This is a genomic window from Alkalihalobacillus sp. AL-G, from assembly GCF_030643805.1.
Classification (GTDB): domain Bacteria; phylum Bacillota; class Bacilli; order Bacillales; family Fictibacillaceae; genus Pseudalkalibacillus.
Map to the genome: position 1 here is coordinate 1,108,108 of NZ_CP094656.1, position 21,675 is coordinate 1,129,782.

The window sequence follows — 21,675 nt, forward strand, 5'->3', positions numbered from 1 at the left end:
GTAAAACCTAATGTGCGCTTTAAAACGGTGGCTGGAAGATTGTGCATGTAGACTAATCAGATCATAAATCTACGTTATGTACATATTTTGAAGAAGTGAATCGGAGGTGAATGATGCTTGAAAAGAGAAGTTGATGTACTGGTGATTGGTGCTGGACAGGCAGGATTGGCGATGGGCTATTTTTTAAAACACACAAAAAAGTCCTTTGTATTAGTTGATTCATCCACACGAATAGGGGATGTATGGAGAAAACGATACGATTCCCTCGTCTTATTCAGTCCAAGAGCATATTGTTCTTTACCTGGTTTAGCGTTGACTGGTGATCCACAGGGTTTTCCTGTAAAAGATGAAATTGCGGACTATTTTGAATCCTATGCCAAACATTTCTCCATGCCTGTTCATCTAAATACAAAAGTAAGTATGCTTGAACAGATTGGCGACAAATACATAGCTACAACAACACAAGGTGATATCCAAGCAAATAAGGTAGTAATTGCTACGGGACCATTTCAAAAGCCATTCGTCCCTAAATTGGAAGGGACATTATCTGATCAAGTTTTTCAAATCCATTCCTCAGAATACCGTAGACCCTCGCAACTCCCGGAAGGTACAACATTAGTGATCGGATCTGGAAACTCCGGTTCACAAATTGCTTCTGAACTATCTAATAGCCGGAGTGTATATCTTTCTACAGGGCACAAACTCGTATGTATACCGCCCAAATTATTAAACCGAAGTTTATTTTGGTGGCTTGATGCAACACTCCTGTCCAAAGTACCCGCGGGCTCTAAACTAGCTAAGCGCCTACAGTACGAACCGGTGATTGGTATGGAAATTAATCAACTGATCAAAAGTGGTAAGGTACTTGTAAAAGAGAGGGCAGTTTTATTTGATGAACATGAAGTAGAATTCAAGGATGGAACAAGAGTTAGAGTGAACAGCATCGTTTGGGCAACAGGATTTGAATTTGACTACAGTTGGATTAAAATTCCCGGAGTATTAGATCCTCAAAAAAAACCAATACATCAAAGAGGAGTAAGTCCTGTTGACGGCATGTACTTTTTGGGTTTGCCCTGGCTTTCCAGAGTAGGATCTGCTCAGTTGAATGGAATAGGTCATGATGCGAAGTACTTATTTAAAAATCATTTAACAAAAACTTGATTAAACCGAACATTTGTTCTATAGTGGATTTAGCAACTGTTAAAATATTAAAAAAGGGATGGTGTATTGAATGATTTTAGGAATCAATCCGTATTTGGTCTTGGGTGGCGATGGTCAAGAAGCAGTGAAGTTTTATGAAAGAGCTCTAGAGGCAAAAGTATTAGGATTACAAACATTTGGTGATATGCCTGATAACCCAGAATACCCACTTCCTGAAGATGCGAAAAATCGCGTATTGCATGCACATTTGAAAATCGGTGAGACAGATCTGATGATTTCGGATACGTTCCCGGGGCCCCACAGTGAATCATTCAAGGTAGGAAATAATGTGAACGTAACTGTAACGACGAATGATGCGGATAAAACGAAAGAAGTATTTGATAAATTGCAAGATGGCGGTCAAGTAGGTATGCCGCTTCAAGAAACGTTCTGGAGTCCAGCATACGGACAAGTAACTGACAAATTCGGTGTAGTTTGGCAAGTGTCCACACACGTAACTGAACAAAACTAATTTTCGAAGGCACCATTTTTCCTAACCAGAAAAGTGGTGTTTTTTTATATTTTTTAGTCAACGATTTCATTTGGAATGTTCCATAGGATGTAGTGTCTAGAGTATTGTATCGTACTAATAGTGATGGTCTGATCACTATTTTTAAAAATCAGTCCCGATCCCATTTGTTCTTGATAAACCCATCCTTTCTCCTCCATAAACTCCTTAACGACATTATAACGGGATTTCCCGGTATTTTCTGAAACATATCTTGTATCGAAATCAGACTCAGAAAATGGTTCATAATTGTTATTTGAAATATGAAGTTTCGTGATTGCGGTCAAAATCGGAACAGGATTTCCCTCTTGTGACAAAGCGTCTCCAAATCTGACAATCACAAAAAACGCTGCAAATACAGTTAATATAACTATAATTTTAACGAAGCTTTTCATTCTTATCTCTCCAATGTTCATAAATTGGATGCTATATATCTCAAAATGGTAATTTTTGATAATATTAGATTATCATACATATTAATCGAAAGGAATAATTCCAAAACTAAAATATGGAATGATAGTGGGGTGATAATCAATGGGATGGGTAATCATTGTGGTAATAGCGTACTTACCGATTTTTTATCGAATTCACAAACGTCTTGATTATTTGGAAAAAGAGGTAAAAAGGTTAAAAGGAGAACATGATGTTTAAACGAACAAAATCGTTTCTTGAAAGGGGATTCAATGAAAAGAATAGAAAGTTTGTTAATTGTTATAGCCATCATATTAGTAGTAGGTTGTAATAAAACAGAAAAAGTAAATGAAGACATTAAATGGTTTCATACAAAGGAAAAGGCAATTGAATATGGATTACAACCGGAAGCACATAAATTTAACAGCGCTACAGCTTTATCTACTGTGGATTACAAAGGGGGGGACAATAGTATTTTATGAGTCTGATGGTTACTTAGGTGTTGCGAGTATCACTGAAAGTAAAAAAGGATTCAGTTGATTTAGGAGCATGCCATACAGTGGATTTGACAGCGAATCTTCTTATATGGTCTCAGGTTTTAACTTTGAAACAAAAACGGGTGTGAAAGTTTCGGTTTTTTTAGCCGGAAAAGCTAATGATCGCTCAATTCAAAAAATGAAGTTAATAGTGAAAGGGAAGGAAAGAGAGTTACAAATATTTAAATCTGGATTATTCTTCGCGATTGTTGAAGAACCGTTTAGTTCAATAGAAAAAATTCCAATAAGAGCAACTAAAGGAAATTAATTAACAAGCCTTTTTTCTGGTACACTATTAAAAATGTAATTCTTACTAAAAAGCTTAATAAAGGGGACTTATGATGGTTATAAATATCGTCTTATCTTTAATATTTGGTGGATTCGGGGGCTTCATTTTCGGAGCAATGTTGTTTTCGGATTCCCCGAAGTCAGAAGAACTTGTAGGCTATACAACACTATTCGGGATTTTTTGTGGCCTTTTCATTCTATTACTCATTGAAATACATAAGATTGGCGAATGTTTGAAGGGGAAGAGTAATTCACAAGAATAATAGGAAGCTAAACATATTGGAGTGTATTTGTTATGCAATCAAAAATTGCTATTTTTACAGATGTTCATGGTAATTTTCCAGCGTTAAACGCAGTTCTTGATGACATCGATAAAAGGCAGGAAATCGATCACATTTTTTGCTTGGGAGATATGATTGCGATTGGACCGGACACCAATGAAGTATTAGAGGCGCTTTTTGCAAGAAACGATATTTCAATGATAACTGGAAATCATGATGAAGCGGTACTTGCTTTGATAAACGGTGAAGAACATCCGAAAAGCCATATACATGTAAGAGAGCATCATGAATGGATTGCTGAGAGAATGGATAAATCATATATTGCCCAGTTAGAAAAAATACCACGATTGATTAAAAAGAATATATTTGGCAACTCTCTACTTTTTATCCATTACCATATTGAAAAACACAAATTGAATGAACCATTAGTAACGATCCATTTAGCCGAATCGTATCCCCAAGTCTTGAAAATATGGAAGGACTATTTACAGGATACACAGAGGACTTTATCGGTTTCGGTCACCATCATCCTGCTCATTATTTTTCGAATAATAAAACGAAATATATTAATCCTGGTTCACTTGGGTGCTATGATCGTCCAATTGCTCGTTATGCAATTATAACGATAAAAAATGCTTTCGTTAGTGTTGAACCAATCGATGTGAAGTACGATAATTCCTCATTTCTGAAATCCTATGAAAAACTCCAAGTTCCTGAACGAGAATTTATTTTAAAAATATTTCATGGAGGTCAACTTCATTAGTTCATTTTTAAAAATCACTGACATTATTTTTTGGGCTTTTTATACTTGTGTAAAGTTCAGGGAAGTGGTGATTGTATTGCAAAAACCAGAGATAATCTTAAATGTTTTTTCTTCCATTGACGGAAAAATGACAACGGGACCAGGAAGAAACGTATCCGAATGGACAGCAGCAGGGATCGATGGAGAAGCAAATGAACTTACTCATCAGCTATACGACGAATTGAAATGTGATGGGTTAATGTCAGGCAGTGAAAGTTTAATTGTTTGGGGGAATGATTGGATCGAGCTAGAGCGTTCAATCTATGAACCGAAACTATCCAAAGCTTACATTTGTGTTTGATGGCAGGGGACGAATTAACTGGCATCAGACAGAAGGATTAATCGTTGTGACAAGAGAAGACGTATCAAAGACATACATAGAACAGCTTGAAAATAATGGAATCCGTTATATTTTGGCTGGCACCGGAAAACATATCGACTTATCACTCGCACTGGAAAAACTGTATGACATAGGATTTCAAAAATTAGGACTTAGCGGTGGCGGTTCAATTAAAGGTGTATTCTTAAGACAAGGATTAATTGATGAAATCAGCCTAGTTCTAGCCCCATTAGCAGTCGGAGGAAGACAAACACCTTCCATTTTCGATAGTGAAGAATTGGAATCGTTAGACGGTGTAACACAATTAGAGCTTTTAAATACTAGACCAATTGGAGAACAGGGAGCAATTCGGCTCCACTATAGAGTCCGAAAATAACAGCAAAAGGAATTAGAAAGGGGCTTGGCAACGGGTTCGATTTTCGATAGTCAGTGATTTCAACTAATCGAATCATTTGCTTATGTTTATTTCCCTTAAAAGTTTTTCTGGATATTAACGGGAAATTGTCATCTTTATTCACAAATAAAATCACACCCAAAGAACCAAGTTGTAGGGGGTGTGAATTTGATGTGAAAAAAATTGTGATTTGGTGTTTTATTATAAAGTAAAATATTAGGTTATTTGGATATTTATGTTAAAATAAATATAGAGTTTGTGAAAAAAGCGGTACATAAACTAACGAAGCAGTTTAGTGAAACATAAATTCAGGAGGGATATTGATGTCTAAAATCAGAAGAGTATTTTTTTATATAGGTAACATATTCATTGGAATTATTTCTTATTATTCTTATTTATATTTTTGGATGCTGTTTAGTTGGGGAGATCCGTTTCGCTTTTTCTCCGTAGAGACACTTATAACTTTATGTATTAGCACTATTATTTTTCTTGGATACAATTACCTATTGCTGAGAAAAGAAACATATTCGAAAAAGTATTGGTGGATATCATTAGGAGTTATATTATTTTCCATTATAGCTATTGTGTCAATTATTGAGTATTCATAAAATAAGTTATATATTTGGTAGTCACACTTGATATAGAAATTTATTGTAGTTTAGACTATAATTATTTCTTAGTTTTCGATCTAACGGGTGCTTTAATTGAATAACGTGAGTAAAATTGAGCTTGTAAACTCAAGCTCGATTTATTTTTGTGGATTTTTGCCGTTTTTCGAAAGAATTACAGTGTTATTTGAAGTACAAATTGCAACTATATACCTCAAAATAAATCTCGTTTTGGATTTCCAAGCTTCTTTTTTATGCTTCAGTACTCCATCAAAGCGTATTCGATTTTTCGATCACCCTTCTTGGCATGGAAAATCAAAATTGAATAATCCAATGGATAAAAGATTCTTCAGTAAAAAACGAACACCAAATCAAGTGTTCGTTTTTGCTTGAAACTTTATTTATTAGAAGTATTATTATTCCTCTTGATTTCATTTACGATTTCTTGTGCAAAATGTCCTAGGTTACCTTTGCTGTAAGACCGAATAACTTCCGGTAATAACGAGGTCAGTGCTCTGTTTTTATATTCAGGGGGCAAGTTTTTCTCATCAAACACTTTTTCAAGCTCGATTGCCGCTTTTACTGCTTGATAGGTAGCTAGTTTGTTAACTTTACTCACGATCTCCTCATTACCTTGTTTTACTTTTCCAATGACCCGGAAGATATCTAGAATTTCATCGGGAACAATATGTTCTGTAATGAATAAACCGTTCCCATTTTCAAACAAGTCATTAGAATGCCCCATGAATTTCATGCTTGCAATATTCAGGTCAGGAAATCTACTGCTGACCTCGCTTGTCTTAAGAGCAGTTGCCATATTAAGTATGTAGGTGTTTTGAATGGCGATATTTCGGGATACACATTGAGAAATAAAAGGTATAATCTTATCTGCAGGCACAGCTAGAACAAAAGCATCCAATTCATGTATTTCATCTTCATTGATTACATAACCGTTTGGATATCGGGCGATAAAGTTTGCAGCCTTTGTGTGGTCAGGGTGATAAATCCCAACCGGTATTTGACAATCACACCAATGTTTCATCATTGCAATGCCTAATCTTCCAATTCCAGCCATCCCAATTTGAGTTTGACTCATTCTGCACCTCCAACCTTTTAAGGTGAATTTATTTTATTATAACAATTAAGTGTGACTAAACTAAATTAAGGCTGAAACAATAAGGAAAACGGGATGAAAAAAATCATGCAATCGAATAAATTTGAACCTACTCCTCAACAAAATAGGTTTTCTTCAGGTTGTTCACTTCATCCGCAACCCTTATTCCAGATTGTATAGCCCCCTCAATCCAGGCGGGTTTCGTTGACGTATGTTCACCAGCAAAATGGACCCTTCCTTCAGGAGTTGGAATGTGGGGTCCTAGCAGCATTTCCTGCCCGGGTTTATACATCGAGAAGGCACCACCAGAATAGGGGTAAAGGGCCCAATCCTGTGTAGTCCCCGTTATAAAATCCGTATAAATGTGTTTACCATGCACGGTTGCAAGGTTATCCATTGCATTCCGAATACGATCCTCCTCAGGTAAGCTATCCCAAGGTAATGCATCATCCTCCCAGGTATAACTTGCTAATATGACCCCTGATCCCATTGTTCCTATTAAGTGGCTAGGATAATAGGCAAACCGTATTGGTAAATCTGTCATCATCTTTCCCCCTTCAATGCCTTCCCTTTCCCAGAATCTGTTACGGAACTGAAGACCTATTTTCGTAGAAGGAACGTAGTGCAGCTCACGAATCGCTTGCCATTTCTTATGGGAAAAAGAGTTTCGAGGTACGATATCCACAAATGATAGCAGTGAAAACGGAATGGTTATTATCGCAAGATCACCAGTTATCTCCATTGGTCTAAAACTGGTCGTATGATTGGCGTGAATGGTGACCTGTTGATTATGTTGGACGATTTTCGTCAGTTTTTGTGAAAAGAACAGGTCATCCTTTAATTGTGGAAGGAAGGAATTAGGTAGCTTATCATTTCCTCCAGTCACCTCGTAAAAGTACATATCTGGACTGAATAATGGGAGGAGCTCCCTGAGGATAGCCGGAAAGGAAAGCTCTGGGAACCCCTCCAGCCCCAACAATACTTTGATCATTTCGATTGCACCATCAGATAACCGCATTCCTACTGGATTGTATTTTAAAAAAAAGGACATCGAATATTTATCAAACTCCCTAACTACAATACTCCAATTTTTTATAGGGTCTTTCTGGATAAACTCAACTACTGGTTTTACTGCTAATGTAAGCAATTCTGCAACCGTTTTCCCTTTTTCATGTGGTGCAACTGGATAGTTCAAAATGTCCGGTGATTGTTGGTAGGCCTCTAAGTGGGTTTTGATCCCATTAGCAAAAATAAGATCTCTCGGTGTTGTGTTCACGAACGCATGATAGGGAAGACGGTATTTTTTAAGATACTCTACAACTAAATGGTGAGTATTGGGTATCCGCATAGCACCAAGATCGAGATATAAGTCGTCGATAAATGGAGCTCGTGCCGTGTAAACCCGGCCACCTACTCTTTCAGTAGCTTCCAAAATGGTGACGTCGTGTCCAGCCTCTTTTAATAAAGATGCAGCAACAAGCCCTGACATACCAGCGCCAACAACGATAATTTTCTTAGGGATATCCGATTGTGGCAGTCCCTTTCGGATGATGGATAGCATTTGATCATATGTTAACCTAGGGGATCGGAAATTGGTCACGCAAATTACCCCTTTCCAATTTCTCATCGTCCAAGCGGAATTAATCTAAAGAGATTGCTTACTGTCATCTTATTCCAGTAGGTTAATCTTATATGAGAAAATTTGGAAAAATTTAGTTAAGAGATTATAAATAGCTCAGTTACAAGGATAGGGGCATTTTAAAAAACTATTTAGTATTTCAATCAAAATGGTATTGACAATATTCTGAATATTATTTATACTTTTCAACTATAAGGTTGGATGCTGGATCCAGGGTCCGACATCCAGTATCATCCAAATTCAAAACTAAAAACTTTATTTGAGGTGTTAATTTTGCAAATTCAACAAGCACAACCAATTTATCAACAAGTTTATGATCAAATAAAAAAGCTGATCTTAACAGGAGAGTTCAAACCAGGATCTAAAATAAGTGTTTCTCAACTTGCTTCAGATTACAAAATTAGTCGAACACCTTTGCGTGAAGCATTTCGACAATTACAAAAGGATGGACTTTTAGATCAAAGCCAAACAGGCACAACAGTGACGAACATCAACCAAGAAGATTTCAATCATTTATGCGCTTGCCGCTTATTATTGGAAACAGAAATCATAAAGCTAGCCGTTCATACGATATCGGAAGGCGATCTTACTGTTGCTGAAGATTTGTTAAATCGCGCAGAACAATCCCTGGAAAACAGTGAAGACCTGAAGAGCTTTTTGGAGTTGAATGCAAAGTTCCACGAGACCATCATTCATTCTGTAGAAAACAAAAGGCTCATTCAATTGTTGGAGCAGGTGAGGTCACTATTGTTACTTTATCGAGCAAATATTGTAAGAAATCAAGAAAATAAATTTGAAATTGTAAAAGAACATCGCAATATTTTTAATGCATTAAAAGAAAGAAATGAAGCAAAGGCAATACGTTCTATTGAAGAACATCTTCGTCAAGATCAAAAGCGTGGAAGTAATATGTTTGTAGAGGAAACGGTGTAAAATAATGTTGCAAATTTATACAAAGATAAATAGGGAAGACGAGGTGATTGATTTTTGGGTCCATTACAAGGCATGCGTATCCTAGATTCATCGCAGATCATGGCGGGACCATATTGTTCGATGGTGTTAGCAGATTTAGGGGCAGAAGTTACAAAAATCGAAAAAATCAATGGAGGTGATGATTCAAGACAAATGGGTCCTTATGTGAATGGGGAATCAACCTGTTTTTTTCAGATAAATCGAAATAAAAAAAGCGTTGCACTAGATCTGAAAAAAGAAGAAGGAAAACAAATTTTTTATGATTTGGTAAAACAATCAGATGTGTTTATAGAAAATTTCCGACCAGGAGTTACACAAAAGCTTCAGATTGATTATGACACGTTGAAAGAAATCAATCCGAACTTGATCTATTGCTCAATCTCCGGTTATGGTCAAACCGGTCCTTATTCTCATAAAGGAGGATTCGATCTCGTTGCTCAAGGCATGTCAGGCATTATGAGCATGACAGGTGAACCGGGAGGAAAACCTCTGAAGTCTGGTGTTGCAATCTATGATATCGGTGCAGGAATAACAGCTGCTTATTCAATACTTGCCGCTTACATTCATAAGGAAAAAACAGGTGAGGGGCAACAGGTTGATGTATCCCTTGTAGAATGTGGGTTACCGTGGTTTACCTGGGAGGCTGCAGCCTATTTTTCAGAAGGTACGATTCCTGGCCCGACAGGACATCGGCATAGAGTAATAGCCCCTTATCAATCGGTAAAGGCAATGGATGGCTATATGATGCTTGGATGTGGAAACCAACGGATATGGGAAAACTTTTGTAAAGATGTCATAGGAAAACCTGATTTGATAGAGGATAAAAGATTCCTTACCGGTGAGGATCGAATAAAGTATGTGGAAGAATTAGAAGCGGAAATTGAAAAAGTGTTAGCAAAGGAAAGGGTCAGTTATTGGATTGAAAAGTGTGAACAATCAGGGGTTCCAGCTGGTCCAATTAATAATTTTGCGCAAGTTGTAGATGACCCGCATTATAACGCAAGAGGGATGATCCAAGAATTGTCTCACCCAATCATAGGAAATATGAAAACCATTGGCATTCCATCTAAATTCTCTAAAACTCCAGGAACATTAAAGTCCGCTTCTCCTATACTAGGTCAACACTCGGAAGAGGTTTTAACCAACTTACAGTACAGTAAAGAAAAAATAGAACAATTAATGTCAGAGGGAGTTATTTTTGATTATGCTGGTAGTCAAAAAAAGGGTAAAGGAGCAGGAGCCTTTGAATGATGAATTAATATTCTCAGAAGTCAACGATGGCATAGGCACGATTTACTTTAACAGGGGAAACAAGCGAAATGCTTTAAATTATGAAATGTGGTTAAGAATCCCTGAATTAGTCAAAGAGTTTACGAATAATCCAGATGTTCGTGTTATTGTTTTTCGAAGTTTGGATCGAACTGCTTTTTCAGCTGGAGCTGATATAAGTGAATTTAAAACATTGCGGTATACTGCTGAAGGAGCAGATCTTTATAATCAAGCGACATTGGTTGCTGAACGAGTAATTATGCATACACCTAAACCAACAATAGCGTTGATACAGGGCTTTTGTGTTGGTGGAGGATGTGAGATTGCGCTCGCCTGCGATTTTCGATTTTCAGATCCAAATGGAAAGTTTGGGATAACTCCTGCAAAACTTGGTTTAGTTTATAATCTCCCAGGGACAAAAAATTTAGTAGATTTGGTAGGACCTTCAAAAGCGAAGGATATCCTATACACAGGGAGACTTCTAGATGCGAACGAAGCCTTGGATATCGGTCTCATTGATCGAGTTTATAGCTCTGAAGAAGTTGTTACGAAAACCTATGAATATACAAAGCTCATTTCTCAAAATGCGCAATTTGCCGTTCGGGGTTCAAAGTATGTCATCAATAAAGTTCTAGAGGGTGAGATTGAAGATACAGAGGAAATCTCCCAGCTTGTTTTAGAATCCTTTGAAACAGATGATTACAAAGAAGGTGTCAATGCTTTTCAGAATAAAAGAAAGCCTAATTTCCAATTCTCCTAATTCTTGAGGGTGGGATGTATAATGAAATACTCTTTAAATGGAACGTATCCAAGTGTACCAGAAAGCTGTTATCTTGCACCAGGTTCTATATTGATTGGCAACATAGAATTACATGATAATTCCTCAGTTTGGTTTAATACCGTTTTAAGGGGTGACAATGAAAAGATTTCGATTGGAGAAGGATCCAATATTCAGGATGGTACAGTTATTCATTCTGACCCTGGTTTTCCAGTTGAAATAGGCAAGAATGTAACAGTAGGACATAACGCAATCATACACGGATGTACAATTGAAGATGGTGCATTAATTGGTATGGGAGCTACGATCCTAAATGGAGCGGTCATAAAAAAAGGCGCATTAGTAGCTGCAAACTCATTGGTTCCCGAAGGAAAAATAATTGAATCCGGAACACTAGTTGCTGGAGTTCCTACACGAAAAATTCGAAATCAAACAGCAGAACAGCTGTTACGTTGTGAGGAAAGCGCTGCCCACTATGTGGAAAACGCAAATACGTTTAAGAATCACCTTTTATCTACTGAAAAAGCTGAGAGGTAAATCATATCTACTTGAAAGTCCTACGATCTGCATTCATTTACCTTTAAATATCAAAATATTTAAAATGTTATAACATCATAGGATTCACCTACATAAGCATTCCTGTTTTCACTGCCCCTCCGCCAAGTCCATTATTCAAATACTTTAGTCAATTAATACAGAGCTCTATAACAGTATACTATCATCTTAAACTTAAAGGTTAGTGAGAATTAAACAAATAAACCATAAGGAGGCTTTATTTTGAACAAGCGATATTCCATTTTTATTTTCACATTTCTTTTGATTTTATTGTTGGTAGGATGTCAGGAATTAGATGATACTACGCTCCAAAGTGATGCTGAAGGTACATCAGGAGAAAAGGTAATTAGTGTCGCTCAAACATATGATATTGAGAATTTGGATCCGGCAATCATAAACAGTGTTACAGATGGACAAGTTGCTTGGAACCTGTATGATTCACTCTTATTCAGGCATATTGAAACGGGTGAATTAACGGGTGGTTTAGCTAAAGAGTATGAAGTTAGTGATGATGGATTACTCTATACGTTTCAATTACATGAAGGTGTCCAATTTCATAAAGGTTATGGTGAAATGACCGCAGAAGATGTTAAATTTACGCTTGAAAGAATTATAGACCCTGAAACGAAGGCTCGAAACCGCCAATTTTTAGAACCGATCAAAGAGATTCGTACACCTGATAAATATACCGTTGAGATTGAATTGAAACGAATAGATCCGATGCTTTTGGATAATTTGGCTCAGTACTGGACAGGAATCATCTCTAAAAAAGCGGTTGAAGAAAAAGGTGAAAAATTTAATCAAGACCCAATTGGTACAGGTCCTTTTGTATTTGAAAAATGGAAGCCGCAAACTGCAACAATGCTCGTTAAAAATGAAGATTGGTATCGTGGTGAAGTAAAGGTAGACAAAGTTCGGTTTGTTCCGATTCCAGAACCAAGTACAATGTATCTCTCTTTTGAGAATGGGGATATAGATATCATTCAAGTCTCTGATCCACAGCGCTTAGCCCAATATGAAGATAGTGAAAAATTCGAAATCAAAAGAGAACCCGGATATATTGTAAGGTTCATCGGGATCAACGCTGAAATCGAACCATTTAATGACCCGAACATCCGCAAGGCGATTCTTTACGGATTTAATCGAAAGGCGTTATTAGAAAACTCTTTGAAAAATTTGTCTGTACCTGCCGTTGGCCCGATTCCACCGAATGTAGAAGGCTATGAAAAGGATGTAACAGCATATCCTTATAATCCTGAAAAGGCAAAGGAACTTTTAGCCGAAGCCGGTTATCCAGATGGATTTACGACTAAAATGGCCATTCCTAATATAGATCGTTTTATAACACCAGCTACTGTATTCCAAGCGAATATGAAAGAAATTGGAGTTAACTTTGAACTTGAAATAATGGAAACAAGTACGTACTTGGAAAAAGTCAGGGAGGGAGCTTTTCCGCTATTTAGTCATTCCAAGGGTCAGACTGCTGTACCTGACCTAGTTTTAAATAGTCTATTCCACTCTGATAATCATGCACCAGGTGATAATTTAACGATGTACTCTAATGAAGATGTGGATCAATGGCTTGAAGAATTAGGAACAGTAACGGATCAAGAGAAGAGAACTTCGTTACTTTCAAACATTCAAAAACAAATTGCAGAAGATGTTCCATATCTTTTCATAGACCACGAGGAGTATATCTTTGCCACAAGTCAAAGGGTTAAAGGGTTTATTGCAACTCCACAACGTTCATTGCAGCTTTATACGGTCGAAATCAGTAACTGATCAAATGGGAAGGGACTCCTGATCGAGTCCCCTTCTACTTAAATAGGGGGGAAATCATGGTTTCGTACATAACGAAAAGGCTATTATTAATGATCCCTACTGTATTAGGTGCTTTGACTATCGTATTTTTTGCGATGCACTTAGTCCCGGGTGACCCAGCAATAACGATCTTAGGGGAATATGCCACAGAGGAAGATATTGAAAACCTCCATGAGCAGATGGGACTTAATCGACCATTAGGTGTACAATACTTAACGTTTTTAGGTGATTATATGACCGGTGATTTTGGAGAATCGATTCGCTCAGGAAGAGATGTTTTGTCCGAAATCATGATAAGAGTCCCATATACGTTAGAACTTGCGGTTGCCAGTATAATCATTGCGATCTTTATCGGGGTTCCAATTGGCATTCTAGCAGCATTAAAAAGAAATTCATTACTTGACTACCTATTGACCACTATATCAATTATCGGTGTTGCAGCACCTTCGTTCTGGATTGGATTAATATTAATTATTTTCTTTTCTATACAACTCGGGTGGTTTCCGATCATCAGTACGGGTGAAAATACGTTATTCAATGTTGAATATATTGTTTTGCCTGCATTGTCAATCGGTTTAGCAATGGCAGCATTGATAGCTCGCCTGACTAGATCTAATACGTTAGAGGTTCTGGGTGAAGATTATGTAAGGACTGCTAGGGCTAAAGGAGTCAATGAATCGAAAGTAGTACTTAAACATGTCCTGAAAAATGCAGCAATCCCTATTATAACGATCATTGGATTATACATGGGGCATCTTATAGGCGGAGCTGTCATAATCGAGACCGTATTCGGGAGAGCGGGAATCGGTAAGTATTTAATAGATAGTATATATGCGAGGGATTACCCAGCCGTTCAGGCGACCGCATTTATCGTTGTAGTCGTATTCTTGTTCATCAATTTAATTGTCGATTTACTATATTCATTATTCAATCCAAAAATACGGTACTAGGAGGGGGGAGAAATTTTGGAATTGCCTAAAAGCAAAGTAGACACGATCAACCTGCCATCCTATGCAGTAGAAAAAGAAAAACGTGAGACACCCTTTTCTAGGTTCCTAAGAAATTTCATACAAAGAAGAATTTCGATCATCGGTTTTTTCATTGTCATTTTGATCATCATCATTGCCGTTTGTGCACCATGGTTAGCACCATACGACCCTCTTGGACAAAATCTTGCAAATCGGTTGCAAGGCCCATCATCTAGCCATGTATTAGGAACAGATGACTATGGAAGGGATATACTATCGAGGATTATTTACGGTGCACGTGTATCTTTGATTGTTTCAGTGATAGCAAGTGGGATTGGACTGTTGATTGGTGGTTTTTTAGGAACGATATCAGCCTACTATGGAAAGTTTATCGATAATTCGGTTATGAGAGTCATGGATATCCTTCTATCATTTCCAACTATTTTGTTAGCTTTACTTATTATGGCCTTTTTAGGACCAAGCATGACAAATATCATGATCGCCATCGGAATTACAGCTATACCTGAGTTTGCAAGAGTAGGTAGAAGTTCGGTGTTAGCTTTGAAGGAATCTGATTATGTATTAGCGGAACATGCTATGGGTGCTTCGGATTTTAGAATTCTTTTTAAGCATATAATTCCAAATGGCCTTGCTCCAATCATCATTTTGTTTTCCCTTAAAATGGGTACCGCCATTTTAACGGAAGCAAGCTTGAGTTTCTTGGGATTGGGGGTTGATCCTTCAACACCATCCTGGGGAGGGATTATTGCAGATGGCAGAAACTTCCTTCGTGATGCGCCATGGATTTCCATCAGTGGCGGGATTGCAGTCATGATCGCAGTGGTAGGTTATAACTTCATTGGTGATGGTTTACGGGATGCTTTGGATCCCAAACTAAATAAAGAACGATAAAAGGAGAGATTGATGATGACAAGTAAAGTTGAGAGCAAAGAACTGTATGAATTAATCAAAGAAAAGGTCGAGGGTAAAAGAGAAGAAATTGTATCCTTTACACAGGAGTTGATTCGGACAAAGTCAGTGAACCCACCAGGCAATGAGGAAAAGGTAGCGGAAATTTTAATTGGAAAGCTCAAGGAATTAGGGTTTAAACTAGAAGTTATAGAAGTTGAAAAAGGTCGTCCAAATATTATTGCAACAATCAAAGGCACGAAACCGGGACCTAGGTTTTTATGTTATTCACACATGGATACCGTCCATGAATGGGATGCTTCAAAATGGAGTACTGACCCATTTGGGGCTGAAATTATCGATGATAAGATATATGGCCGGGGTTCTTGTGATCATAAAAGTGAGATCGTATGCTTACTGACTGCTTTTGAAACGCTAAAAGAAGTCGGAACGGAATTCAGTGGCGAGCTTGTTTTCATCTTTGACTCCGATGAAGAGCAAGGTGGAACCATGGGGATGAGAGAGTTGATGAAACGAAATAAAGTACAAGCTGATATCGGGTTATATGCTTGTACCACTCAGATCTCTCGAGAAAGCAAGGCGAATTTCCCAACATGTGGAGAAGTAAATATTGTACATGCAGCGACTGGAATCGTTACGTACAAATTTATTGTCTCAGGATCGACACCACATCCTAGATATTTGATGAACTTAGAAAACTCTTCAACCCCTGGTGATTATTCGATGAAACTATTAAGTAAAATTAATCAACTGGCTGATAAAGTAAATCAACACTACGATGAGAGAACCGGCCATGCGAAAATTTGGGTTAATTCCATCAATACAATAAGTAAGGTCGAAGCTGCCCGACCTGGGGCAATGGGAGTATGTGAATTGGTAGTGACGCGTCGTACCTCACCGTCCGAGGATTTGGACCATGCAGAACAAGACCTCTTGAATTTAGTTGAAGAACTAGAATATGAGAATGATATTTTAGTTGAAAAGGAGCTGATTCGTAAACGCCCGGCAACATTAGTGCCAATCGATAGTCAAATAGTCAAAGAGGTTAAAAGAGCTGCCGAAATCGTTGATGGATCAGAGCCGAAAGTGACTGGAGTTCCAGCTTTAACTGGCATGGGGTGGTTCGTTAATGAAGGACAGATTCCAATGGTGATGTTCGGTTACGGTAATTTGGATTTCCATCATTGTTTTGATGAACATATTGAAATTTCAGACCTAATAAAAAGCACTCAGGCTTATGCAATTCTTATTAAGAATATAGTAGGCCAATAATATTGCATAGATGACACATGATAGGTGGTGGATGATGAGCAAAACAATATTGGACGTGAAAAATCTAACAGTGAATTTCAAGGCAAAAAAGGGTGAAATAGCGGTAGTCAACAATGTAAGCTTCAATGTCAAGGAAGGGGAGACTTTAGGAATTGTAGGGGAATCTGGAAGTGGCAAAAGTGTAACATCCCTATCCATCATGGGTCTCCTTCCATCTCCAGGTGGTCGGGTTGGAACTGGAAAAATCCTATTCAAGGATAAAGATTTAGTTCAGTATTCTAAAAGACAAATGAGGAAAATGTGCGGTAAAGAAATAGCGATGATTTTCCAAGAGCCAATGACTTCATTAAACCCTGCCTATACAGTTGGCAACCAAATCGTCGAACCACTTTTAATTCATACGAACTGTTCAAAAAGCAGTGCCAGAAAGCGAGCGATCGAGCTTTTGAAATTGGTGGAAATACCGAGAGCTGAGGAGGTAATTAACGATTACCCTCACCAATTGTCTGGAGGAATGAGACAAAGGGTGATGATCGCGATTGCTTTATCATGTAATCCGAAACTGTTGATTGCGGATGAACCAACCACGGCTCTTGATGTTACCATTCAGGCACAAATTCTAGAGTTGATGAAAAAGTTAAAACAAGAGTACAATACCTCTACCATACTCATCTCACATGATTTAGGTGTTATCGCAGAAATGTGTGATCGAGTGATCGTTATGTATGCAGGAAAAGTGGTTGAAGAAGGTTCGGTTGTGGAAATCTTCATAAATCCACAACATCCTTATACGAAGGGACTGCTAAAATCAAATCCTAGTTTGAGTGATGATAAAGAGAAGTTATATACCATTGAAGGAACTGTACCAACCCCTGATAAAATGCCGAATGGATGCCGATTTGCACCTAGGTGTGAATTTGTTCACCAAAAGTGTATTGATAATGATCCAGAGTCAACCTTTATTAAGAAGGACCATCAAGCAAGCTGCTGGCTTCATAGCATGGAGGTTGTTTCCTCATGAACCCATTATTAGAACTGAAAGAAGTAAAAACGTACTTCCCAATAAAAAAAGGTCTTTTCTCTAAATCGACCAATTATGTAAAAGCAGTGGACGGTGTCGATCTGACAGTTCATGCAGGAGAAACTTTAGGCATTGTAGGCGAATCAGGGTGCGGGAAGTCGACATTGGGTAAGACTTTGCTACGACTGGTCGATCCTATCGATGGCGAAATTATTTTCAATGGAAAGAACATCACTCAATTAAATAAAAATCAAATGAGACCAATTAGACAAGATATGCAAATTATTTTTCAAGACCCGTATGCTTCGTTAAGTCCAAGGATGACAATAGGGGAAATCATTGAAGAGCCTATGATCATCCATCGATTGCATAACTCAAAGGAAAGAAAACACCGAGTAAACGATCTGTTAGAAATTGTCGGTCTGAGTAAATTCCAGCAAGACCGATATCCACATGAATTCAGTGGGGGACAACGTCAAAGAATCGGTATTGCTAGAGCTTTGGCTATCAATCCAAAGCTGATTGTCGCTGATGAAGCAGTCTCCGCACTGGATGTATCCATTCAATCTCAAATATTGAATCTTCTAATTGATTTACAAAAGGAATTCAATCTAACCTATTTATTTATTTCCCACGATTTAAGTGTAGTGAAACATATCAGCGACCGTGTAGCTGTAATGTATTTAGGGAAAATTGTAGAGATTACTGAAAAAGATAAGGTTTTCAACAATCCCTTACATCCATATACAAAATCACTTTTGTCTGCTATCCCAGTACCAAATCCTTTAGCAAAAAGAGAAAGAATCGTGTTGAAGGGGGATTTGCCAAGTCCATCTAATCCCCCAAAGGGATGCACATTCCATACGAGATGCCCGATGAAAATGGCTAGTTGTGAAACATTGCCTCCTAAGCTACAAGAAGTCGAACCTGGTCATTATGTATCCTGTCATTTGTATAACGAATTTGCTAATGAAAAGTAACATAACGTTTTTGTAGCAAAATTTGCTTTGGAAGGAGGGAGTTCATGAAGGTATCCTTATTTATCACTTGCTTATGTGATGTATTTTTCGTTCGTGCAGGACAAGCAACGGTTGAATTATTAGAAAGGCACGGTTGTACGGTTGATTTTCCTGAAGACCAAACGTGCTGTGGGCAACCAGCCTACAATAGTGGGTACCAAAAGGAAGCAGAACGAGCGGCTAAGAATATGATCAAAGCCTTTGAACATGCCGAGTATGTTGTAACACCTTCGGGATCGTGCGCCTACATGGTGCATGAATATGAGAAATTTTTTGAAGGAGATTCTGTCTGGCAAGAACGAGCAAGGAATCTAAGGGAAAAAACCTATGAGCTTACGCAATTTCTCACCGATGTGTTGAAAATTGAAGATACGGGTGCTGTTTTTAAAGGAAAGGCGACCTATCATACGTCATGCCATATGACTAGATTGCTAGGAGTGAAAGAGGCACCCTTTCAACTATTGAAAAATGTTAAAGACTTAGAGCTCAAGGAATTGCCAGGTTGTCAGGATTGTTGCGGATTTGGAGGAACATTTTCGGTTAAGATGACGCCGATTTCAGAGCAGATGGTGGACGAAAAAATTCAACATATCGAAGAGTCCGGAGCGGAGATATTGATAGGGGCTGATAGTGGTTGCCTTATGAACATCGAAGGGCGGATTAAGCGGAACCGAAAGCCTATTAAAGTGATGCACATTGCTGAAATCTTAAACAATCGAGGTGAAGCTCATGTCAATGAAGGTCGGGAATAAAGAGTTTTCGTCACGAATTGAACACGGTATTAACGATAACTTTATGCGCGGCGCCGTTCGGTCCGCCCAAAGCAGACTAGAAACGAATCGGATAAAGGCTGCTGATGAACTGGGGAATTGGGAAGAATGGCGAAAATCTGGCCAAGAGATCCGACAGCACACACTAGAAAACCTGGATTACTATCTCCAACAGCTGAGTGAAAATATCGCCGAACGAGGCGGCCATGTATTTTTCGCTTCAACAGCAGAAGAAGCAAATGAGTATATCCAGGGTGTCATTAAGGAAAAGCAAGGCAAAAAAGTAGTGAAATCAAAATCTATGGTCACCGAGGAAATCGGGCTGAATGAAGCCCTTGAAGACATTGGTTGTGATGTAGTTGAAACGGATTTAGGTGAGTATATTCTTCAAATTGATGAAAAGGACCCACCATCCCATATCGTTGCACCCGCGCTCCACAAGAATAAAGAACAAGTTCGAGATGTATTCAAAGATAAAAAGGGTTATTTGAAATCGGAGAAACCAGAAGAAATGACCTTGTTTGCTCGGGAACTGTTACGGCAAGAATTTTTAACGGCTGATGTTGGGATTACAGGCTGTAACTTTGCGATTGCCGAATCAGGTTCATTTGCATTAGTGACCAATGAAGGAAACGCCCGAATGGTAACAACACTTCCGGATACTCAAATCACCGTAATGGGAATGGAACGGATTGTTCCTACATGGGAAGAACTTGACGTTTTAGTGAGTCTATTGACCCGGAGTGCGGTTGGCCAAAAGATATCGAGCTATGTCACAGCGCTTACGGGCCCAAAAGAGGAAGGGGATGTCGATGGTCCAGATGATTTCCATTTGGTAATTATCGACAATGGACGATCTAAAATATTGGGCACTGAATTCCAAGAGGCCCTGCAATGTATTCGTTGCGCCGCTTGCATCAATGTTTGTCCTGTTTACAGACACATCGGTGGTCATGCTTACGGATCGATTTACCAGGGTCCTATCGGCGCAGTATTATCCCCACTACTCGGCGGATACGAAGATTACAACGAATTGCCTTATGCATCTTCGTTGTGTGGCGCTTGTACAGATGTTTGTCCAGTTAAAATTCCTTTGCAAGATTTACTCATTAAACACCGTCAACGGATCGTCAAGACTGAAAAGCTCGCGCCGATGAATGAAAAAATTTCGATGAAAGGCTTTGAATATATTGCAGGCTCCCCTATGTTATACAAAATCGGGACGAAGATGATCACGATGTTCGACAACCCATCTACTTTAGTCCGGTTAATTACTAAAGGACCTGGACCGATCAAACAATGGAACTCGATTCGTGAATTACCTGAACCACAAAAAAATCGATTTCGGGATTGGATGAAAAATCGGGAAAAGGAAGGGGGACAAACCGTTGAAGGGAACCATTCAAAAAAGAGAAACTTTCCTGGATAATGTCGCGGAACAGCTAGGACGGAACCGTAGAACAGAGGGTGTAAAACGACCACATTGGAAAACTCAACCACAGTGGAATGTAATGGCGGATAATACAAAGGATGAACTTGTTGAAGTGTTCAAGGTGCAGTGCGAAGCCATTCATACCGATTTTATCCAAACCAAAAAAGAAGAGTTAGGAGATACGGTATCCAACGTGATTCGCAACTATAATGGCGGTTCTGTTATAACATCGAAAGATCCACGATTTCTAGGGTTTGGATTGTGGAGTGAATTTAACAAACTACAAAGAAAGCAATCGATTTCGTTTCATGAATGGGACCCAAGTATTGGAGAGGAAAATATCCGGATCGCCGAAAAGGCAAATGTCGGAATTACCTTCAGCGATATAACACTAGCAGAATCGGGGACCGTCGTCCTGTTCAGTGATAATGGTAAAGGAAGGTCTGTCAGTCTGCTGCCGTCCACCTATATTGCGATCATTCCGAAGAGCACCATTGTTCCACGATTATCGCAGGCAACAAAGGAAATCCATGAACACATTGAAAAAGGGAAGGATGTTGCTTCCTGTGTGAACTTTATTTCGGGTCCAAGCAATAGTGCTGATATCGAAATGAATTTAGTGGTTGGCGTACATGGACCGATAAAGGCGACGTATATCGTAGTGGAAGACTGCTGATAGAGGTTGTGAACTTGTATTTTGATCTTTGTTTAATAGAGTAGTATCTATTCAGATTTCAGAAGATTTAA

General features: G+C 38.5%; 24 protein-coding genes. 21 read left to right on the top strand and 3 right to left on the bottom strand.

Annotated features, from left to right (window positions below; genetic code table 11):
- Positions 1-117 precede the first annotated feature (117 nt).
- Both MOJ78_RS05710 and MOJ78_RS05715 read left to right on the top strand, forming a co-directional pair.
- On the top strand, positions 118-1,161 hold the full coding sequence (locus tag MOJ78_RS05710) for a flavin-containing monooxygenase (protein WP_304980236.1): 1,044 nt from the start codon (positions 118-120) through the stop codon (positions 1,159-1,161).
- Between the two features lie 70 nt (positions 1,162-1,231).
- Entirely contained in the window at positions 1,232-1,672 is a 441-nt protein-coding gene (locus tag MOJ78_RS05715) for a VOC family protein (RefSeq protein WP_304980237.1), read from the top strand.
- Positions 1,673-1,725: 53 nt separating this feature from the next.
- Here the strand turns inward: MOJ78_RS05715 and MOJ78_RS05720 are convergent, their stop codons facing one another.
- A complete protein-coding gene (locus MOJ78_RS05720) occupies positions 1,726-2,103 on the bottom strand; it encodes a hypothetical protein (protein WP_304980238.1) in 378 nt (125 codons plus the stop codon).
- Between the two features lie 288 nt (positions 2,104-2,391).
- Between MOJ78_RS05720 and MOJ78_RS05725 the strand changes: the two genes are divergently transcribed.
- From MOJ78_RS05725 to MOJ78_RS05750, 6 genes are all read left to right on the top strand, one after another.
- A complete protein-coding gene (locus MOJ78_RS05725; RefSeq protein WP_304980239.1) occupies positions 2,392-2,601 on the top strand; it encodes a hypothetical protein in 210 nt (69 codons plus the stop codon).
- A gap of 67 nt (positions 2,602-2,668) precedes the next feature.
- Positions 2,669-2,923: a hypothetical protein gene (locus MOJ78_RS05730; RefSeq protein WP_304980240.1), complete on the top strand. Its 255-nt coding sequence runs from the start codon at positions 2,669-2,671 to the stop codon at positions 2,921-2,923.
- Between the two features lie 73 nt (positions 2,924-2,996).
- Positions 2,997-3,206, top strand: coding sequence for a hypothetical protein (locus MOJ78_RS05735; protein ID WP_304980241.1), 210 nt, complete (start codon positions 2,997-2,999; stop codon positions 3,204-3,206).
- A 32-nt stretch (positions 3,207-3,238) separates the two neighbouring features.
- Positions 3,239-3,847, top strand: coding sequence for a metallophosphoesterase family protein (locus MOJ78_RS05740; RefSeq protein ID WP_304980242.1), 609 nt, complete (start codon positions 3,239-3,241; stop codon positions 3,845-3,847).
- 216 nt (positions 3,848-4,063) lie between these two features.
- A complete protein-coding gene (locus MOJ78_RS05745; protein ID WP_304980243.1) occupies positions 4,064-4,327 on the top strand; it encodes a dihydrofolate reductase family protein in 264 nt (87 codons plus the stop codon).
- Positions 4,290-4,742 (top strand): RibD family protein, encoded by a 453-nt coding sequence (locus tag MOJ78_RS05750; protein ID WP_304980244.1) that lies wholly within the window; start codon positions 4,290-4,292, stop codon positions 4,740-4,742. The genes MOJ78_RS05745 and MOJ78_RS05750 overlap by 38 nt, the downstream gene beginning before the upstream one ends.
- 1,023 nt (positions 4,743-5,765) lie before the next feature.
- On the opposite strand, the gene MOJ78_RS05755 is transcribed toward MOJ78_RS05750, so the two are convergent.
- Both MOJ78_RS05755 and MOJ78_RS05760 read right to left on the bottom strand, forming a co-directional pair.
- Positions 5,766-6,464 (bottom strand): hypothetical protein, encoded by a 699-nt coding sequence (locus MOJ78_RS05755; protein ID WP_304980245.1) that lies wholly within the window; start codon positions 6,462-6,464, stop codon positions 5,766-5,768.
- 127 nt (positions 6,465-6,591) lie between these two features.
- A complete protein-coding gene (locus MOJ78_RS05760; RefSeq protein ID WP_304980246.1) occupies positions 6,592-8,082 on the bottom strand; it encodes a flavin monoamine oxidase family protein in 1,491 nt (496 codons plus the stop codon).
- 312 nt (positions 8,083-8,394) lie between these two features.
- On the opposite strand from MOJ78_RS05760, the gene MOJ78_RS05765 reads away from it, so the two are divergent.
- The 13 genes from MOJ78_RS05765 (at position 8,395) to MOJ78_RS05825 (ending at position 21,604) form a co-directional block, all read left to right on the top strand.
- Positions 8,395-9,054 carry a GntR family transcriptional regulator gene (locus MOJ78_RS05765; RefSeq protein ID WP_304980247.1) on the top strand — a complete coding sequence of 220 codons (660 nt, stop codon included), beginning with the start codon at positions 8,395-8,397 and terminating at the stop codon, positions 9,052-9,054.
- 54 nt (positions 9,055-9,108) lie between these two features.
- Positions 9,109-10,344: a CaiB/BaiF CoA transferase family protein gene (locus MOJ78_RS05770; RefSeq protein WP_304980248.1), complete on the top strand. Its 1,236-nt coding sequence runs from the start codon at positions 9,109-9,111 to the stop codon at positions 10,342-10,344.
- A complete protein-coding gene (locus MOJ78_RS05775; protein ID WP_304980249.1) occupies positions 10,337-11,122 on the top strand; it encodes an enoyl-CoA hydratase-related protein in 786 nt (261 codons plus the stop codon). Before MOJ78_RS05770 ends, MOJ78_RS05775 begins: the two co-directional genes overlap by 8 nt.
- Positions 11,123-11,143: 21 nt before the next feature.
- Complete coding sequence (locus tag MOJ78_RS05780; protein WP_304980250.1) at positions 11,144-11,677, top strand: gamma carbonic anhydrase family protein; 534 nt, start codon at positions 11,144-11,146, stop codon at positions 11,675-11,677.
- 240 nt (positions 11,678-11,917) lie between these two features.
- Positions 11,918-13,477 carry an ABC transporter substrate-binding protein gene (locus MOJ78_RS05785; RefSeq protein ID WP_304980251.1) on the top strand — a complete coding sequence of 520 codons (1,560 nt, stop codon included), beginning with the start codon at positions 11,918-11,920 and terminating at the stop codon, positions 13,475-13,477.
- A gap of 56 nt (positions 13,478-13,533) precedes the next feature.
- On the top strand, positions 13,534-14,466 hold the full coding sequence (locus MOJ78_RS05790; protein WP_304980252.1) for an ABC transporter permease: 933 nt from the start codon (positions 13,534-13,536) through the stop codon (positions 14,464-14,466).
- 15 nt (positions 14,467-14,481) lie between these two features.
- Entirely contained in the window at positions 14,482-15,396 is a 915-nt protein-coding gene (locus tag MOJ78_RS05795) for an ABC transporter permease (protein WP_304980253.1), read from the top strand.
- A gap of 12 nt (positions 15,397-15,408) precedes the next feature.
- Entirely contained in the window at positions 15,409-16,686 is a 1,278-nt protein-coding gene (locus MOJ78_RS05800) for a M20 family metallopeptidase (RefSeq protein ID WP_304980254.1), read from the top strand.
- 31 nt (positions 16,687-16,717) lie between these two features.
- The gene (locus MOJ78_RS05805; protein ID WP_304980255.1) at positions 16,718-17,707 is read left to right on the top strand and encodes an ABC transporter ATP-binding protein; all 990 of its coding nucleotides are present in this window, start codon (positions 16,718-16,720) and stop codon (positions 17,705-17,707) included.
- Positions 17,704-18,687, top strand: coding sequence for an ABC transporter ATP-binding protein (locus MOJ78_RS05810; RefSeq protein WP_304980256.1), 984 nt, complete (start codon positions 17,704-17,706; stop codon positions 18,685-18,687). The genes MOJ78_RS05805 and MOJ78_RS05810 overlap by 4 nt, the downstream gene beginning before the upstream one ends.
- Before the next feature lie 44 nt (positions 18,688-18,731).
- Positions 18,732-19,478 (top strand): (Fe-S)-binding protein, encoded by a 747-nt coding sequence (locus MOJ78_RS05815; protein WP_304980257.1) that lies wholly within the window; start codon positions 18,732-18,734, stop codon positions 19,476-19,478.
- Positions 19,456-20,925: a LutB/LldF family L-lactate oxidation iron-sulfur protein gene (locus tag MOJ78_RS05820; protein WP_304980258.1), complete on the top strand. Its 1,470-nt coding sequence runs from the start codon at positions 19,456-19,458 to the stop codon at positions 20,923-20,925. The genes MOJ78_RS05815 and MOJ78_RS05820 overlap by 23 nt, the downstream gene beginning before the upstream one ends.
- The gene (locus MOJ78_RS05825) at positions 20,885-21,604 is read left to right on the top strand and encodes a LutC/YkgG family protein (protein ID WP_304980259.1); all 720 of its coding nucleotides are present in this window, start codon (positions 20,885-20,887) and stop codon (positions 21,602-21,604) included. The genes MOJ78_RS05820 and MOJ78_RS05825 overlap by 41 nt, the downstream gene beginning before the upstream one ends.
- Positions 21,605-21,675 lie beyond the last annotated feature (71 nt).

Coding starts and splice junctions, on each gene's coding strand:
- MOJ78_RS05755 (WP_304980245.1), bottom strand. CDS start 6,464: ATGAGTCAAACTCAAATTGGGATGGCTGGAATTGGAAGATTAGGCATT.
- MOJ78_RS05800 (WP_304980254.1), top strand. CDS start 15,409: ATGATGACAAGTAAAGTTGAGAGCAAAGAACTGTATGAATTAATCAAA.
- MOJ78_RS05810 (WP_304980256.1), top strand. CDS start 17,704: ATGAACCCATTATTAGAACTGAAAGAAGTAAAAACGTACTTCCCAATA.
- MOJ78_RS05735 (WP_304980241.1), top strand. CDS start 2,997: ATGGTTATAAATATCGTCTTATCTTTAATATTTGGTGGATTCGGGGGC.
- MOJ78_RS05815 (WP_304980257.1), top strand. CDS start 18,732: ATGAAGGTATCCTTATTTATCACTTGCTTATGTGATGTATTTTTCGTT.
- MOJ78_RS05820 (WP_304980258.1), top strand. CDS start 19,456: ATGTCAATGAAGGTCGGGAATAAAGAGTTTTCGTCACGAATTGAACAC.
- MOJ78_RS05720 (WP_304980238.1), bottom strand. CDS start 2,103: ATGAAAAGCTTCGTTAAAATTATAGTTATATTAACTGTATTTGCAGCG.
- MOJ78_RS05725 (WP_304980239.1), top strand. CDS start 2,392: ATGAAAAGAATAGAAAGTTTGTTAATTGTTATAGCCATCATATTAGTA.
- MOJ78_RS05780 (WP_304980250.1), top strand. CDS start 11,144: ATGAAATACTCTTTAAATGGAACGTATCCAAGTGTACCAGAAAGCTGT.
- MOJ78_RS05740 (WP_304980242.1), top strand. CDS start 3,239: ATGCAATCAAAAATTGCTATTTTTACAGATGTTCATGGTAATTTTCCA.
- MOJ78_RS05750 (WP_304980244.1), top strand. CDS start 4,290: ATGAACCGAAACTATCCAAAGCTTACATTTGTGTTTGATGGCAGGGGA.
- MOJ78_RS05715 (WP_304980237.1), top strand. CDS start 1,232: ATGATTTTAGGAATCAATCCGTATTTGGTCTTGGGTGGCGATGGTCAA.
- MOJ78_RS05790 (WP_304980252.1), top strand. CDS start 13,534: ATGGTTTCGTACATAACGAAAAGGCTATTATTAATGATCCCTACTGTA.
- MOJ78_RS05805 (WP_304980255.1), top strand. CDS start 16,718: ATGATGAGCAAAACAATATTGGACGTGAAAAATCTAACAGTGAATTTC.
- MOJ78_RS05730 (WP_304980240.1), top strand. CDS start 2,669: ATGCCATACAGTGGATTTGACAGCGAATCTTCTTATATGGTCTCAGGT.